This is a genomic window from Natronolimnobius baerhuensis, assembly GCF_002177135.1.
Lineage (GTDB): Archaea > Halobacteriota > Halobacteria > Halobacteriales > Natrialbaceae > Natronolimnobius > Natronolimnobius baerhuensis.
The window spans coordinates 69,379-84,373 of the sequence record NZ_MWPH01000003.1; the positions used below are offsets into that span (position 1 = coordinate 69,379).

General features: G+C 60.0%; 13 protein-coding genes. 4 read left to right on the forward strand and 9 right to left on the reverse strand.

Annotated elements, in window-relative coordinates; genetic code table 11:
- The first annotated feature begins 251 nt into the window (after positions 1 to 251).
- A complete protein-coding gene (locus tag B2G88_RS12910; protein ID WP_087715005.1) occupies positions 252 to 1,157 on the forward strand; it encodes a transcription initiation factor IIB in 906 nt (301 codons plus the stop codon).
- Between the two features lie 38 nt (positions 1,158 to 1,195).
- Here B2G88_RS12910 and B2G88_RS12915 read toward each other — a convergent pair whose 3' ends face one another.
- Positions 1,196 to 1,753 (reverse strand): hypothetical protein, encoded by a 558-nt coding sequence (locus B2G88_RS12915; protein ID WP_087715006.1) that lies wholly within the window; start codon positions 1,751 to 1,753, stop codon positions 1,196 to 1,198.
- Positions 1,754 to 1,823: 70 nt separating this feature from the next.
- Positions 1,824 to 4,460: an ATP-binding protein gene (locus B2G88_RS12920; RefSeq protein ID WP_087715007.1), complete on the reverse strand. Its 2,637-nt coding sequence runs from the start codon at positions 4,458 to 4,460 to the stop codon at positions 1,824 to 1,826.
- Positions 4,461 to 4,853: 393 nt separating this feature from the next.
- Between B2G88_RS12920 and B2G88_RS12925 the strand changes: the two genes are divergently transcribed.
- Entirely contained in the window at positions 4,854 to 5,837 is a 984-nt protein-coding gene (locus tag B2G88_RS12925; protein WP_054863704.1) for an asparaginase, read from the forward strand.
- Between the two features lie 123 nt (positions 5,838 to 5,960).
- Here B2G88_RS12925 and thsA read toward each other — a convergent pair whose 3' ends face one another.
- From thsA to B2G88_RS12945, 4 genes are all read right to left on the reverse strand, one after another.
- On the reverse strand, positions 5,961 to 7,619 hold the full coding sequence (thsA, locus tag B2G88_RS12930) for a thermosome subunit alpha (protein WP_087715355.1): 1,659 nt from the start codon (positions 7,617 to 7,619) through the stop codon (positions 5,961 to 5,963).
- A gap of 266 nt (positions 7,620 to 7,885) precedes the next feature.
- Positions 7,886 to 8,452, reverse strand: a complete 567-nt coding sequence (locus tag B2G88_RS12935; RefSeq protein WP_087715008.1) for a KH domain-containing protein — start codon at positions 8,450 to 8,452, stop codon at positions 7,886 to 7,888.
- An 81-nt stretch (positions 8,453 to 8,533) separates the two neighbouring features.
- Positions 8,534 to 9,037 (reverse strand): metallophosphoesterase, encoded by a 504-nt coding sequence (locus B2G88_RS12940; RefSeq protein ID WP_054863705.1) that lies wholly within the window; start codon positions 9,035 to 9,037, stop codon positions 8,534 to 8,536.
- Between the two features lie 57 nt (positions 9,038 to 9,094).
- Positions 9,095 to 10,330, reverse strand: a complete 1,236-nt coding sequence (locus tag B2G88_RS12945) for a tryptophan--tRNA ligase (protein WP_087715009.1) — start codon at positions 10,328 to 10,330, stop codon at positions 9,095 to 9,097.
- Positions 10,331 to 10,881: 551 nt separating this feature from the next.
- Between B2G88_RS12945 and B2G88_RS19185 the strand changes: the two genes are divergently transcribed.
- Positions 10,882 to 11,502 (forward strand): hypothetical protein, encoded by a 621-nt coding sequence (locus B2G88_RS19185; RefSeq protein WP_140408868.1) that lies wholly within the window; start codon positions 10,882 to 10,884, stop codon positions 11,500 to 11,502.
- Between the two features lie 243 nt (positions 11,503 to 11,745).
- Here B2G88_RS19185 and B2G88_RS12950 read toward each other — a convergent pair whose 3' ends face one another.
- The 3 genes from B2G88_RS12950 to rio1 form a co-directional block, all read right to left on the reverse strand.
- A complete protein-coding gene (locus B2G88_RS12950) occupies positions 11,746 to 12,540 on the reverse strand; it encodes a hypothetical protein (RefSeq protein WP_054863706.1) in 795 nt (264 codons plus the stop codon).
- A gap of 138 nt (positions 12,541 to 12,678) precedes the next feature.
- The gene (locus tag B2G88_RS12955; RefSeq protein WP_054863707.1) at positions 12,679 to 13,530 is read right to left on the reverse strand and encodes an RNA ligase family protein; all 852 of its coding nucleotides are present in this window, start codon (positions 13,528 to 13,530) and stop codon (positions 12,679 to 12,681) included.
- 2 nt (positions 13,531 to 13,532) lie between these two features.
- Complete coding sequence (gene rio1, locus B2G88_RS12960; protein WP_087715010.1) at positions 13,533 to 14,399, reverse strand: serine/threonine-protein kinase Rio1; 867 nt, start codon at positions 14,397 to 14,399, stop codon at positions 13,533 to 13,535.
- Between the two features lie 172 nt (positions 14,400 to 14,571).
- On the opposite strand from rio1, the gene B2G88_RS12965 reads away from it, so the two are divergent.
- Entirely contained in the window at positions 14,572 to 14,925 is a 354-nt protein-coding gene (locus tag B2G88_RS12965; protein WP_087715011.1) for a 2Fe-2S iron-sulfur cluster-binding protein, read from the forward strand.
- The last annotated feature ends 70 nt before the right edge of the window (positions 14,926 to 14,995 follow it).

The window sequence follows — 14,995 nt, forward strand, 5'->3', positions numbered from 1 at the left end:
CGCTGTGAAACCGAATCCGTACGTTGTACGTTCATCTCCTCATCGCTATCACAGTTATACAGCGGGAACCGACATAAAACAGATAGCTGCCTGTCAAATGCGGTTGAAATCGGTCTCTGATGGCACTCACACGAGGAGACAAACGCTGGACCCAGCATGATAAATACGATCAACACACACTATTATTTTAGATGTCATCGGAGAATTTAAATATGGTTGGCTAGCAACCATTACTCGTTCAACATATAGAAATGTCACAGTCTTATTCGAATCAGACCTGCCCGGAATGTAACGGGAGACTACGACAACAGAATACTGAAATCGTCTGTGAGAACTGCGGTCTCGTCTCCGGTGAGGATGCAATCGATCACGGTCCCGAATGGCGATCATTCGACGGTATCCAATCATCACGACGCCGAACAGGTGCCCCACTCACCCGCTCACGACACGACCGCGGCCTCTCAACCGAAATCGGCTACGGAACCAGTGCTGACTCGAGGTATCAAACGCGACTCTCCGGTCGAAAACGACGACAGATCGCCCGACTACGCCGAGAGCACAACCGCGCACGCGTCTCGTCCAAATCCGAGCGCAATCAGGTGCTTGGCTACACCGAAATCAAACGCATCACGAACCGGCTGTCACTTCCAGAGTACGTCCGAGAGCAGGCCTGTACACTGTTCAAATCCGCCCAAGCCGACGGGCTCTTTCAGGGTCGCTCACTCGAGGGCTTTGCCGCCGCTGCCGTCTATGCCACCTCCCGAACACGGTCGAGTCCACGAACTATCGCCGAAGTAACCGCCATTTCCTACGCCGACGAAGACGAGCTTAACGCCGCCTACAGCGCCTTGAACCGCGAAATTGGCCTCGAAACAGGCCCAATCAATCCGGTCGAGTACCTCCCCCGGTATGCATCGACACTCGAGGTGAATTCGACTGTTGAACGACAGGCACACGCCTACGCAAACGCGTTAGTCGACGCTGAGCGTGTCAGTGGCCGAAACCCAAGCGGTATCGCCGGTGGCTGTCTGTACAAAGCAGCCGGTGAGTGCGAGGACGCCCCATCGCTCACCCAGGCAACCGTCGCCGACGTTGCCGACGTTGCCCCGGTAACGATCCGCTCAACGGTCGAACTCATCCAAGAACTGTCTGCGTGAGCAGAATCGATTGCCGTCGGTCCATCCTCGAGACGCATTCAGTGTGCAGTTGGCTGATTCGTCGTCCACCTACCCAATCCAACGACCGAGAGTTGCCAGCACAGCGACAGCGCAAATCCCAGCCCCAGAATGACGGCGCGAACGATCATCGTCATCTCCACTCCGGGTTCGACACCGACAAGTCCGACAAGAAGCGAAATCGGGCCTGTCAGCCCATACAACAGCCAGACAAACGGATACACCACCATACTCGCAAAGAGAACGACTGGCTCTCCCTCGAGCAGCCCAGCCGACTCGACGAGAAGCGCCACGAGGAAACCACCAAACAGGCCCCAGATGGCCGCGAGTGCTACAGAGTTCGGACACAGCAACTGCTCGAGGAACGGCTTCCCAGCACACCGGCTCTCGAGGGCGAAGACGGCGCTACTCACAGCGGCGACGGCGACAGACGCGAGAACCACGCCACCGAGACCAGCCACTCCCGCTGCAGTCGGCTCGAGACAGACGGGCCCACAGGAGTGTTCTCCCGTGAGCAGAACGAACGTCGTCGGATACGCGAGAACAAGTGCGAGCACGGCTGTCGGTCGAACGTCCATAATCGGCCGAACGAGTGCAGTCCCAAAATAGGTAGTGTCCTAACACCACCACAATACGAAAACCGGTTCCTCAGGTCGTCCGCAAATTGTCCGTACTCGGCTCGTAGACCTCGCCCTTCTGTTTGAGTTTGTCAATCTCGTGTTCAGCTTTCGAGTGATCCATCCCAACCTCCTCTGCACGCTCTAAGACAATATCGACCGGCGCACCGTCGTCGTACTCCTCTTCGATATCGCTGATCAACTGCTTGATATTCTTGATTCGGTCACGCTGGGACTTCGAGGTCCCCGCTTCGACGATATCCGCGTCGAACTCGCCAGTTTCGGGGTCGACACCGATATCTTGCAGACAAGAATGAACGATCTCGATCACCCGCTCTGCGTCGTGGTGTTCGACCGTATCCGAAAGCCGAACGCGAGCGCTGGCTTCCGACAGCCGAACCAGCGCCTCGAGTTTCCGCGCTGTCACCGGCACCGCTGCGTCCTCATCTGTCCCTTTCGAACGAAGGTCGACGTAGAAATCCCGGATCGCCTCCCGGGCTTCCTCGGTCATCCGTGGATGGCAGTTCTGCTTCGAGAAGGCGATGTACTTCCGGAGGAGGTCAGCATCGATAACGGGATCGACCTGATCGGTCATTTCCTCGATTTCGGCCTGGCTCACCTCTGTATTCGGCATCTGCTCGCGCTGTGTCGTCAACTCGCCTGCGTAGTTAGTTGTGAGGATGTGATCTGCCAGATTCCGGTCTTTTTCCTCGTCAGGATCGTCCGTCACCGTAAAGATCAGGTCGAATCGCGAGATGAGCGCCGGCTCGAGGTCGATCTGCTCGCTGATCGGCTCGTAGTGGTCGAAGCGACCGTACTTGGGGTTTGCCGCCCCGAGCAGCGAACAGCGCGATTTGAGCGTGGCGTTAATCCCTGCCTTCGAGACCGAGATTTTCTGTTGCTCGAGTGCTTCGTGCATGGCACTGCGATCCTCCGATCGCATCTTATCCAGTTCGTCAACTGCTGCGATCCCCTGATCGGCGAGAACAAGCGCGCCGGCCTCGAGCGTCCACTGCTGTCCATCTCCAAAGTCGTCCCTCACAGCGGCGGCGGTAAGCCCTGCCGAGGATGACCCTTTCCCGGACGTATAGACGGATCGTGGTGCAATATTTTGGATATAGCCGAGCATCTGGGAATTATGTGAGATGACCCCATTCGAGATGTAGTTGTGCGTGTGCTCAATCTCGAGGTCGTACACCCAGTCGTAGTCGGGTTCGACTGTCTCAATCGATTCAATTTGATCCGTCTCTGCAGTGCTGGCAGCAACGCCACCGTCAGCCGCTACTTTTCGCCTATCTGACTGGTCGAGTGCCTTTCTGGCTGTCTTTGTCACAGCAACGGTGTCGCCTACCGATAGTTCCTCGGCGCAAACTGCACGAAAGCTGTTCAGAGTAGGAACGAACAACGGATGCGACGGCGTCACCTCGAGTTCGTGACCACTCGAGGTTCGAATCTGATACATTTGTGCAGGCGCGTCGCGTTTCCACACTTTCGTCGCCTGCTGTGGGGCAATTGAGCCGTCGCCTTGCAGGGACGGCACCTCGAGATCGATGTCGTCCCACCAGCCGTCGTCGATGGGTTTCGGATCCTCTAGATTCGACTCGACGAGATCACGAATTGGCACAGTTCGTCCATCCGCGAGTGAGATCTTCGTGTCTCCGCGAACGCACTTACCAGTACCAGGATCACCGATAAGCAGCATATGGAGGTCGCCACGGATTCTCGAGCCGTCGGGTAACTGCTTCGTAACCCCCGAGAACAACTGGAGGATCATCGCGAGTTTCTCCTGCTCGTAGCCGTAGATCGACGGCGCGATGGAGCCGACCATCTGCTCGTAGACGTCCTCCTGATTCGAAATTTCGTAGATTTTCTGTTTGTCCTCGTTGGTGATGTCCATGTCCTCGAACTGCTCTTCGTCGATATCGACGGACATCCCCTCCATGTAGAAATCAAAGACGGGCGATTTCTCCTGGTCGTTGCCCTGTTGCTCGAGGCGGAGAACACCGGCGGCGGAGACGTGGTCGCCGGGTGTGACCTCGCCCGTGATGTCGTCTTCGACGTGGACGTCGAGTGCCTGTGGTGTCTCGCCCCCGCGCAGGCCCTCAGGGCTTTCTTGAATGCGCAGTTTCTGGGAGTCGACGAACTCGGATTGGTCGAAGTTGACCTGGAAGGGGCCTTGGCGTTCACAGCCCTGGCACTCGTGGGGTTCCTGAAAGTTTCCGCTCGATTGGGGGACGCGAGAGAGGGTGCCACAGAGCTGGCACTCGAAAGCGGCCTCCTCGATTTTGGGCCGCACGTCGGTTGCCTTTCGGACGATGCCATGAACTTCGACGAGCGAGTTCATGTCTCGAGCGCGGATCTCCCGGATTTCGGGCGATTCCGTCTCGGGGAGGTTTCGCACGCGGACGTGTGCCTGTCCGAGGCTGACGTCGATTGGGAGGTCGTAGAGTCGCAGCGCCTCTTCGGCGTAGCGCTGGAGTTGCTCTGGCTGGTTCAGAAAGTCATCGGCCAGATCGGGGTCGTAGCGATAGAGTTCCTGCCAATCGACGTGTAGCGACCGCTGTTCATTTGGATAGCGTTGGGCAAGCTGCTTGATCTCGTTGTCGTAGTAGTTCCGGAAGAACTGCTCGAATGCGTCGACGAGTTCGGTGTTTCCCGCTTGCGCCATTGCACTGTGATAGGGGCGCCATCGCGTATAAATGGTGGCAAAGCAGGCTGAAACTGAACGCAAGCCACTACAACCGGGTGGCAGTGCTCACTAGCCGCGAGACACAAGACAAAATCGTTCACTCGGCAGTGACACCGGCCACAGCGAACACCAGTTGAAGTCCTGTTCCGATCGATGGAACGCACACGCCGCAATCTTTCCCTGTTGGTGCCTGCGTGGCCAGTTGCTACGTTCCACTGCATAGGTTATGTATCTGAGGCCAATTTATTTTGGTATTGCCCGGTGAAACTATCCTCAGTTGTCGTTTCATATGGCCACATCAGACTGTCTCCGAACTATCCTCGCTCGAGCGGACAGTAGGTACTCAAAGTACCTGGACCGAGAAGGATGCGTATGCCACACGTTCGCGTGCTGAGTACCGGCGGGACGATTGCATCGACAGCAGGCCCAAACGGTGCGACGCCTGGAAAAAGCGGGACAGAGCTCGTCGACGCGGTACCCGAACTCGAGGACAGTGCCACCGTGGACGTCGAGTCGGTCTGTGACGAACTGAGCTTTCACCTTTCGATGGCGAACGTCCGCTCGATGCTCGAGGGGGTCGAGCAGGCGGCCGCCGACGGCGTCGATGGCGTCGTCGTCACCCACGGCACGGACACGATGGAGGAATCAGCGTACTTCCTCGATTTAGTGCTCGAGGAATCCGTTCCCGTCGTGTTCACTGGCGCACAGCGACCGGCCGACGCACCCGGCGCAGATGGACCGGCGAACCTCCTCGCAGCCGTCCAAACGGCAGCTGATGAGCGCTTCGAATCCGGCGTGTATGTCGCGTTCGCCGACCAGATCCACGCCGCCAGGTGGGTGACGAAAGCGCGCTCGAGTCGCCCGGACGCGTACGCCTCGCCTGATTCAGGCCCCGTCGCGGAACTCACAGTTGATGGACTCGCGCTCACACGCGAGCCGACAAGTGAGTCCGTCTCGTTGCCGGCCGTCGAACCAACTGCTCGAGTCGAGGTCCACACCACCGGGGTAGGCGTGGATAGTCGCGCACTCGAGCGTGCACGCGAGGACGGCGTCGACGGGATCGTGCTGGCGGCGAGCGGGATCGGGAACACGACGCCGGAAATAGGCGATGCGGTCGGTGACCTCGTTGATTCGGGTCTCCCTGTCGTCGTGGCGACGCGCTGTTTCGAAGGTGGTGTCGCCGCGCGGTACGGCGGCCCCGGCGGTGGCCAGACGCTGCGCGATCACGGTGCGATTCCGGCCGGCAACCTGCCGCCCTGGAAAGCACGGATCAAACTCATGCTGGTGCTGTCATCCGACGACGGCCCCGACGCTCGAGCGGCGTTCAAGCGTCAGCGCGGCGGAGCGAGTGAGTAGGGAGTCACTGCTCGACGTGCGAGCACTCTATAAAAAATCGCTTCGGCAGGTGGGCCGGTACGCTGTCGTCTCGAGTCGACTGGGAACGCGGTGTCAGTGGGTGGTGTGAGCTGGCCGGACCAGTTACATCATGCCGCCCATGCCGCCACCCATACCGCCCATACCGCCCATGCCACCGCCGCCCGGTGGCATCTCATCCTCGTCGTCGTTGTCCTGGACGGCGAGGTCGCCGGCTGCGATGACGTCGTCGATGCGAAGCAGCATGACAGCGGCTTCGGTCGCGGATTCGATTGCCTGGGTCTTGACGCGCAGTGGCTCGTAGACGCCTTCTTCGGCCATGTCAATCGTGTCGCCGGTGAACGCGTCGAGACCGGCTGCCTCGTTGCCACCGTCGTGGTCGGCGCGCAGTTCGACGAGCGAGTCGATTGGGTCGAGGCCTGCGTTCTCGGCCAGCGTGCGTGGGATGACCTCGAGTGCGTCGGCGAAGGCTTCGACGGCGAGCTGTTCGCGCCCACCAACGGAGTCGGCGTAGTCACGCAGTGCAAGCGAGAGTTCGACTTCAGGGGCACCGCCGCCAGCGAGGACCTTGCCGTCCTCAAGCGTGGTGCGGACGACGCCCAGCGAGTCTTCGATTGCGCGGTCGATTTCGTCGATGACGTGTTCGGTACCGCCGCGGAGGATCATCGTGACGGCCTGTGCATCGTCGACGTCTTCGACGAAGATGCGCTGGTCGCCAGCGATTTCCTTCTGGGCGACGCTGCCGGCGAAGCCGAGGGCGTCCTCGCTCAGGTCGTCGACGGACGTGACTGGCGTTGCGCCGGTTGCGCGGGCCAGTTGCGTGACGTCGCTGGATTTGACGCGACGAACGGCGAGAATGCCCTCCTGTGCGAGGTAGTGCTGGGCCATGTCGTCGATGCCGCTACTGACGAACAGCACGTCAGCGCCGGCGTCGGCGACCTGCTCGGCCATCTCCTTGAGCTGTGCCTCTTCCTGTTCGAGGAACTGCTCGAGTTGGTCAGGGTCGGTGACGTTGACTTCGGCGTCGATTTCGGTCTCCTGAATCTCGAGGGCACCGTCGACGACGGCGACGTTTGCGTCTTCGGCGAAGTACGGCATGTTCTCGGAGACGCGCTCCTTGTCGACGATGACACCTTCGACGAGTTCAGAGTTCTCGATGGAGCCGCCGACAACCTTCTCGACTTTGATGTTGTCCGTGTCGATGCCGTCGTCGTCCGCGACGGTCTGGACGGACTGGACAACAAGATTCGAGAGCAGGTCGCGAGCGTTCTCTGCGCCCTTACCGGTCATCGCCGTTGCAGCGATCTGGTGAAGAATTTCCTCGTCGTCTTCGTCGACGTCGATGGCGATCTCCTCGAGTGCCTCGGTGGCTTCCTCGGCGGCCTGGCGATACCCCTGTGCGAGCGTGGTTGCGTGGATATCCTGCTCGAGGAGTTCTTCGGCCTGACTCAGGAGTTCACCGGAGATGACGACGGCGCTCGTGGTGCCGTCACCGACCTCGTCTTCCTGGGTTTCGGCGACTTCGACAATCATGTCGGCCGCCGGGTGGTCGATTTCCATCTCCGAGAGGAGTGTGACACCGTCGTTCGTCACGATGACGTTGCCCGACGAATCGACGAGCATCTTGTCCATCCCCTTCGGACCAAGTGTGGTCCGAACGGACTCAGCAACCGCCTTTCCGGCCTGGATGTTCATCGATTGTGCATCTTTGCCGGACGTCCGCTGACTGTCGTCCGAGAGGACGATAAGGGGCTGGTTGCCCATCTGCTGTTGTGCCATAGTCAGCTGAAGGATTGATTGTGATTCTATATAAATCTTTTGAGTCCGGCTGTCAGAAATCCCGCGACGACAGTGTAGAGCACGGGTTCCCTCCGAACCCTGTCAGCCGCATTTATATTCAATCACTGGACGACATCGAGGAGTGACAGACACGTATTCAAGGAATCACAGACGCCAACTCGAGCCGTTGCTCACGTCAGAAGATACCAGTGAAAACATCGTATCAGTACCGATATCGCAGCAATTCGGCGTTATGCCTCTTCGGAATCCGACCCGGGGAAGCGATGGTACTGAAGCCCCTGATGTTTCATCTCGTTGTGTCGGTCCTCGAGGAATGAGTAAACGGTACCGTGTGGGGCACCGTCCAACAGCATCTCGGCCGCCGTTCGGGCCGCATCGACCTGCTCCGGCGTACCGATCATGCCGAGCGTCGTCCCGTAAATGACGATGTCGGCACCGGCGAGTTCCTCCATCAGCTCTCGCGTTCGCCCGTCTTCACCGATGAGACGGCCCTTCTGTCGCTGGAGGTCGTTCTTGTTTCTCGAGGCAGCGTCAATGTCGACGACGTCGAACATCATCATCTCATCCTCGAGCAGTCGGAGTGCCGCATCCGGGGCGAAGCCACGCCCAATCGCCTGGACAATTTCTGGCCCTTTGAGACCGAGAACGGGATCGCCGACGGTTTCGACTGCAACCGAACCGTTCTCCGAGTCGATATCGAGTCGCACCTCAGCTTCGGCTTCGATTTCGCGCATCGTCTCACCGCCCTGGCCGATAAGAACCCCAATCCGGTCCTGCGGAATCTTCACGTGTTGCATAGAAGACGCTACTGGCTGGGAGGGGTTAAGACCTTGGTCCCAAGTAGGCAGAACGACTCACTGGGACACTCACACATGCGCTCACTCGAGAACCGACCGGAATCGGACGGACTCATCGAGCGTGTCGACGAGTGCAACAGTGCGATGGTCCGCCGGAATCGTCGGGAACTGTCCGCCGGGATTAAGCAGCGTCGTTCCCCCTACTTCCGTCACCTCGCGCTCGTGATGATGCCCATAGCAGACGAAATCGTACGTTTCGGCGGCCGCGAGCGCCTCGACTTCGGCTTTCGACTCGCCGTGCAACACCGCAAACGAGAGCCCATCGAACTCGAGTGCAGCAAATCGGCCGTGGAGTTCGCTTTCGTTCCCGAGGGCGTCGAACGCCGCCTCGAGCCCCGAAATCTCGCCGTCGTTGTTCCCGAGGACGCCGTGGACTTCGAACCCCTCGAGCGCGGGAAGGAGCGGCGGGGCGATGAAATCGCCGCAGTGGATGACGATCTCGACACCCTCCTCGGTGAAGATTTCGGCCGCTCGCTCGGCTGCCTCGACGTTGTCGTGCGTATCGGCAATGATCCCGATGTTCATACGTCAACGCCCGCGGGCGAGGTACTAATTCGTTCGGACGGTGGCACCGCGGGAGGGTCAGAACGGCGACGATGGAACGCCGGCACGCTCGAGCGCCTGCTTGCGCTCCCCGTCAGTGAGTCGGTAGGGCTCGAGTTCGTCCTCGAGATCGCCCAGTTCTGCCCGGCGGCGCTGGTGTGCCCCGAGAAAGTCCGTGATCCGCTCGATTGCGATTTCTTTCAACTCGCCGCTCAGGAGTTCGCCCGACCGGTACTGTTCTGCGATGCGCTCGAGTTCGGCGTCGTCAGCCTCGAAGAAGAATCGCAGGTACTGGAACGGCACGTCGACGCTTGGATCGCCGCCTCGTTCGCGGTGGGCCTCGAGCGACGCCTGTCCGCCCGTGTAGGCGTGCGTGCGGATCGTCTTGGCGACAGTGTCGGGATCGTCAGTCAGGTCAATCGACGCCGCGTCGTCGGAGGCGCTCATCTTTCCCGGCCCCTCGAGACTCGGGAGAAAGCGTCCGAGCAGCGCACCGGGTTTGTCGACGGGCAGCGCCTCCTTGGCGGCCACGTCGCGACAGACACGGACGTGGGGGTCCTGATCGATGGCGATAGGGACGAGCGTCGGCTGTCGGCCCGCCACGAGTTGCGGAAGCAGGAGGTGCGTCGCCTGTACGGCAGGGTAGAACTGCAAGCCAACCGAATCTTGCTCGCCGTAGACGGCCTCGATGGTCGCGGGCGTCAGATGTTTCGCGAGGCGGGTGGCAATCGGATAGATCACGTCCGCATCGGCGGTGTCGACCACGATCCGCGTGCGCTCGGGGTCGAAGCCGACCGCCAGAATATCCCGAAGGTTGTCGCGCGTGTGCTTGCCGATGGACTCGAACGACTGAGCTTTCGCAAGGAACTTCTCGTCGTCCGAAAGCGGAATGTAGACCGTCGCACCGGTTTCCCGCTGAAAGCGCTTCGCGAGATACAGCGGCAGGACGTGACCAAGATGCATCGGCCCCGATGGCCCGCGGCCGGTGACAAGCGCATGTGGATCGCCAACTTCGGCGGCCTCGAGATAGCGATCAACGTCCCGCCCGGCGTAGAACGTCCGTCGCCGGAGCAGCGGGTGATCGGGAAAGCGGGCAATCTGGGCGTCCGTCAGTGTGTTAGCGCCGAAGCGCTCGAGCAGTTTCTCGTAGTCGACCTCGCCGGAGACGGCGTAAGGGGTGACGATGAAGTCGTCGTCGCTCGAGTCGGCTCCGTGCGCTGGATCGGTGTGTTGGTTCGAATTCGATTCGTCGTCGTGGGTTGGGTTCTCAGACATTCGTCTTGAGTAGATGCGACTGCAGTGGCTGGCAGACAAGACAGCAGAAAACGAACGGAGGGAGCAGCCGTCGCCACGGGTGACGGGTTAGGCCGCGTCGCCCGCCGCAACGATACTATCCGCTCTCGAGGATGGGAGCCAGCGCCACTGCCACTCGAGAGCGGCCGTCATCACATTACGCTTCGAATCCGGAGCCATTGAATCTTCCGTCGAGTTTGACGCCGGTGAGATACTCAAAGCGCCTGCCTAGTCGAGTAGCTTGTTGAGATTGCGGGCCATCACAGAGAGCCCAACGAAGAGAACGAGTGCGCACAGTTTGTAACCGGACGCACCGGTCCGTCCAGCCGATCCGGGTGGATTCGCGCTCGAGACATAGTCAAGATCAACACTCGAGGCGCTTCCACTTGCCTTCGTTGTCAACAGACATCGGAGGGGTGCTCGAGCACGAAATTGTCTTGAACACCTCTCTCACTCGGATATCTTCGACGTATTCGCAGAAGGGTAATCACCAAGGACGAAATTTATAAACGACATGACTCAGTGTAAAATACATGAAGCGACGTTCGCTCCTTTCAGTGGGTGGTCTCGGGCTGGCATCGGTTTCTGGCTTTGGGCTTTCGGTACAATCCAGAACTGCGGTACGAACGCCGGAAATCTCGGTTGAAGCGGATTCAGTTGCTGACGAGCGTGATGTCTCAATTGCAGTTTCGCTTGAGCAAGGCTTCTCAGACGACAATCCCGCACAAATCACTATTGCATTGACGAATACCGCTGCTGTCGAGCAACGGTTCCAATTTGGACTCACGCCGCCGTTCTCTGCCTATTCTCCCACGGAGTCAAGTTCGATCTATCTTGTTCCCAACGACACGAGTAGTTGGCTTCCAGTAATTGACGATGACGACCGTGTCCCAGCAGAAGAGACTGATCGCAGTGGAACAGAACTTATTCCCGATGAACCAATACATGGATGCTGGCGTCTTCCTCGTTCGGTTGGGTACCATCTGAGTGGTGTCGTTCTCTCGATGGACCCAGACGAAACGGTACAAGAGACGTACTCTATTTTCGGTTCTTCAACCAGTCGCCAGTGTTTGCCATCTGATGACTATCGCTTTATTGAAGAAAACTATCTTGGGCTTGATTGGGAGTGGGGAATCACGGTCTCCATTGCATGACTATGTTGGTGGGACGGTCGATAGTCATGCACATCTTCGCTGCATGGATCGCCTCCAAACGCCCACTCTCGTGTACAGAGTTACAACTGACTAAAACACTTGAACTTAGTCTCGAGAGGGATCTGGCTCCGGATTCGTGACGAACTCGAGCAGTTCGTCAACGTCTGTTATAGCCCGCCTTGAGTGCGCACAGCTTGCGACGGGACGCACCGGTTCATCCGGCCGATTCGGCTTGAGCCACGGTCACGACCAACACTCGAGGCGCTTCCACTCGTCGTCGGGAACGTCGATTGGGTTGCTCTCGAGCGTAGCACGGTCCTCGGGCCACTGTGTCGTCCGGTAGACGGCCTCGTCCGTGAACAGATAGGCGGCGATCCAGTCACCGTGGAACTCCGCTTGAGAGGCGTCGTTTTCGACGGAGAGGATGTGACCGTCGTGCTTGAGCAGGAAGTCGTCGCTGAAGTCGCCTGCGTTCAGCAGTCGTTCCAGCGAGTCAGCGTCGGTGACGGTTCGTGACTCGCCGGTTTCGACGACGGCGTTGATCGTTTCGACGAGTTGTGCAGCGTCCGAAAGTTGGTCGTCCGAGGTCGAGACGCGCTCGACGTCGGTGTCGTTCTCGTCAACTCCCTCGACGGAACTGCCGCCGCTCTCGTCAACCACACCGGGATCTCCCTCGTTTGGCGGCCGAATCAGCATTTTCCCGTCCCAGCTAGCCCCGGAAAAGCTCACGCTGGCGTCGATTCGTGCAACGGTTGTTTCGACGGCGGTCCGTGTCTCCTCAACGAAGCCACTCCGTCTAGCGTTCTCCGCCGCGGTCGTCGGGATGTAGTCCGCTTCGAACGCTTCGACGAACGGCTCGAGGGCGCTGCTCGAGAGAGTCGTCGGTGGCTCGACATCCGTTTCGGGACAGTCGCTGGCCGGCGCATCGGCGGGTGGGTCGTCCGGGAGTTCGTCACTGCCGTCGAACGCGCTCGAACAGCCTGCGAGTCCGATAGCCCCACCGACCCCGATGGCAGCCAGAATCCGCCGTCGCTCCATACCGTGACCGTGTCGGGTTCGCCGTAAATGTTTTCAGGTGATTGAAGAGATAACGCCATCGGACGACTCGAGAGCGGCCGTCATCGAGTTGATATCAGTTCGGGCCAATAAAGAGTGTTTTGCCCTGCCCAAACGCTGCTACGTCCCGTCCGTCCGCTCGTCGAGAAACGCTCGCGTGAGCGCGCCGACCTCGGCGCGAAACTCGCTCATCTCGAGAGTGTGCTCGCCGTGGGACAGCCGTCCGTGAGCCTCCCGAAGGATGTCCTCGAGAACGCGCTCGTAGTGCGTCTCGAACGTCACGGCTCGACCGTCGTCCTCGAGTTGCGTCGCGAGTCGCTCGAGTCGGTCCCGGGTCGCATACTGCGCCGCCAGTTTCTCGGCGGTCACATCGACCGGAGTCGGCGCGTCAGCGTCCCCAGCATCGGGATGGAGGAGTTTCGCACGCCGGCCTTGTTTATCTCTGATCACGACGCCTTCGGCTGGTCCATCGTACCACGCCGACTGTGGAATCGTGTACGACTCAGGGTCGAAATCGCGTGCGCGCCGTTCCCGTTCGAAGACGGTCACCGACTCGAGTCCGATCCCATCGAAGATCGCATGAACTGCGTCCGGCGGGCGGAATGTTTCCGTGTCGGCCGACCAGACGTCGAACCCGAGAAACGACGGGATACGATCCCAGTCGTAGGCGACCGTCTGATAGCTGGTCGCCTCGCCAAAGAAGACGACATCTTCGACGTCGTCGACTGCGTTCCGGAGCGCCTCGCGGTCGAGGTGGTCCCGGACGTATCGAACGGCGTGCTGGGCAGAATCGGGCACGTCGTCGGCATCGTCGTAGACACCGTTTCGGTCGCCGAATCGGATGAGCCCCGACTGCTGGAGTTGGAATCGGAGGTGTACGCCATCGATCTTCTCGAGCAGCCACAGGTGTCCGACATCAACGAGACCGTCCGGAGCAGCCTCGACCGACGGAACGGTCGGATACTCCTTCATCGTCAGTCTCGAGAGGGATCGGGCTCCGGACTCGTAACGAACTCGAGCAGTTCGTCGGCGTCGGTCTCGAGGCCCTGTCGCGAGAAGAAACTCGCGACGTTCTCACAATCGCGTTCTAAGAAGTTGCGGCTGTTGGGGTGGTGAACGGTGACGGCCTGGCCGACGTCGATGATGACGAGTTGGCCCTCGTCGAAGACGACGTTGTACTCGCTCAGGTCGCCGTGGATGATGCCTGCGGAGTAGAGTCGGCGCATGTACTCGCGCATGACCTCGTAGGCGGTTTCGGGGTTCTCGATGGTGACCTCGCCGAGGCGCTTTGCGCGGCCCTCCTCGTTGCCGATGTACTCCATGACGAGGACGTTGCGCTCGGTGGCGAGTGGCTCCGGGACGCGGACGCCAGCCTTTTCGGCGCGCCGCAGGTTCGCCAGTTCCTTTTTCGTCCAGGCGAGCACGACATCTTTTTTCTTGCCGCCTAAGCCCTCGAATCGCGGGTCGCCCTCGAGGTAGTCGCGCATCTGGCGGAAGTTCGAGGCGTTGATCCGGTAGATCTTGACCGCGACGTCGCGGTCGTCACCCAGCGCGTGATAGACGTTTGCCTCCTTGCCCGTCGAAAGCGGGCCGCCGAAGGCCTCGACGTAGCCGTCCTGGACGAGCTTATACAGCGCCGCCAGCGTCGCGTCGTCGAACACCGACTGCTCGACTTTGAACTGATCGGCATCTTTGATCCGCTCCTCGAACTGTTCGAACTTGCGGTCGCGCTTGCGGGCGATCCTGTCCGCCTCGGTCTCTGAAACGTCTATCTCTTCCCATTCGTCGCCCGGCGTGTCGACCTCCTCGAGATCGACCAGTCCGAATTCTCCCTCTCCCATCTCCCTCTACGTACGGGACGGGTGCGGGTAAAGACTGGGTATTCCTTGGTAACCAAACGCGAAACGGTAGGTGCGACCGCTGCAGTCGCCACCTCCAGCCTTTTCTCGCCCAATTCCGTAACACGGGTATGGACCACCTCGAGTATCTCGGAGCCAGGGACGAGGGCAAGCCATGACCACATACGAGATCACCCTCGAGTGGCCGGACGGCCGAGCCGAAACGATCTCGGTCTCGCCTCGAGAGTCGGTCCTCGAGGCGGCCGGGCACGAGGGGATTCGACTGCCGGCGGACTGCCGGAAAGGGACCTGTATCACCTGTGTTGGCCAGGTGGTCGGACTCGAGGGCGGCGATGAGAGCAACGACGCTGCAGCAGCGTTCGACTACCGACGCCAGCCCGCGGCCTTGACGGAACGCGAGCGAGCCGACGGCTACGTCCTCTTGTGCATCGCCATGCCGCAGGCGGACTGTCGCGTCCGCGTCGGGCCGATGGTCCGGTCGGAAGTCGGCGACAGCCCCTGGAGTTAAGACTCCTGAATACCGGCCAGTATGAGAGGCCAGCCGACGACGGTACCGTTAATTGGACGGCACCGAAATC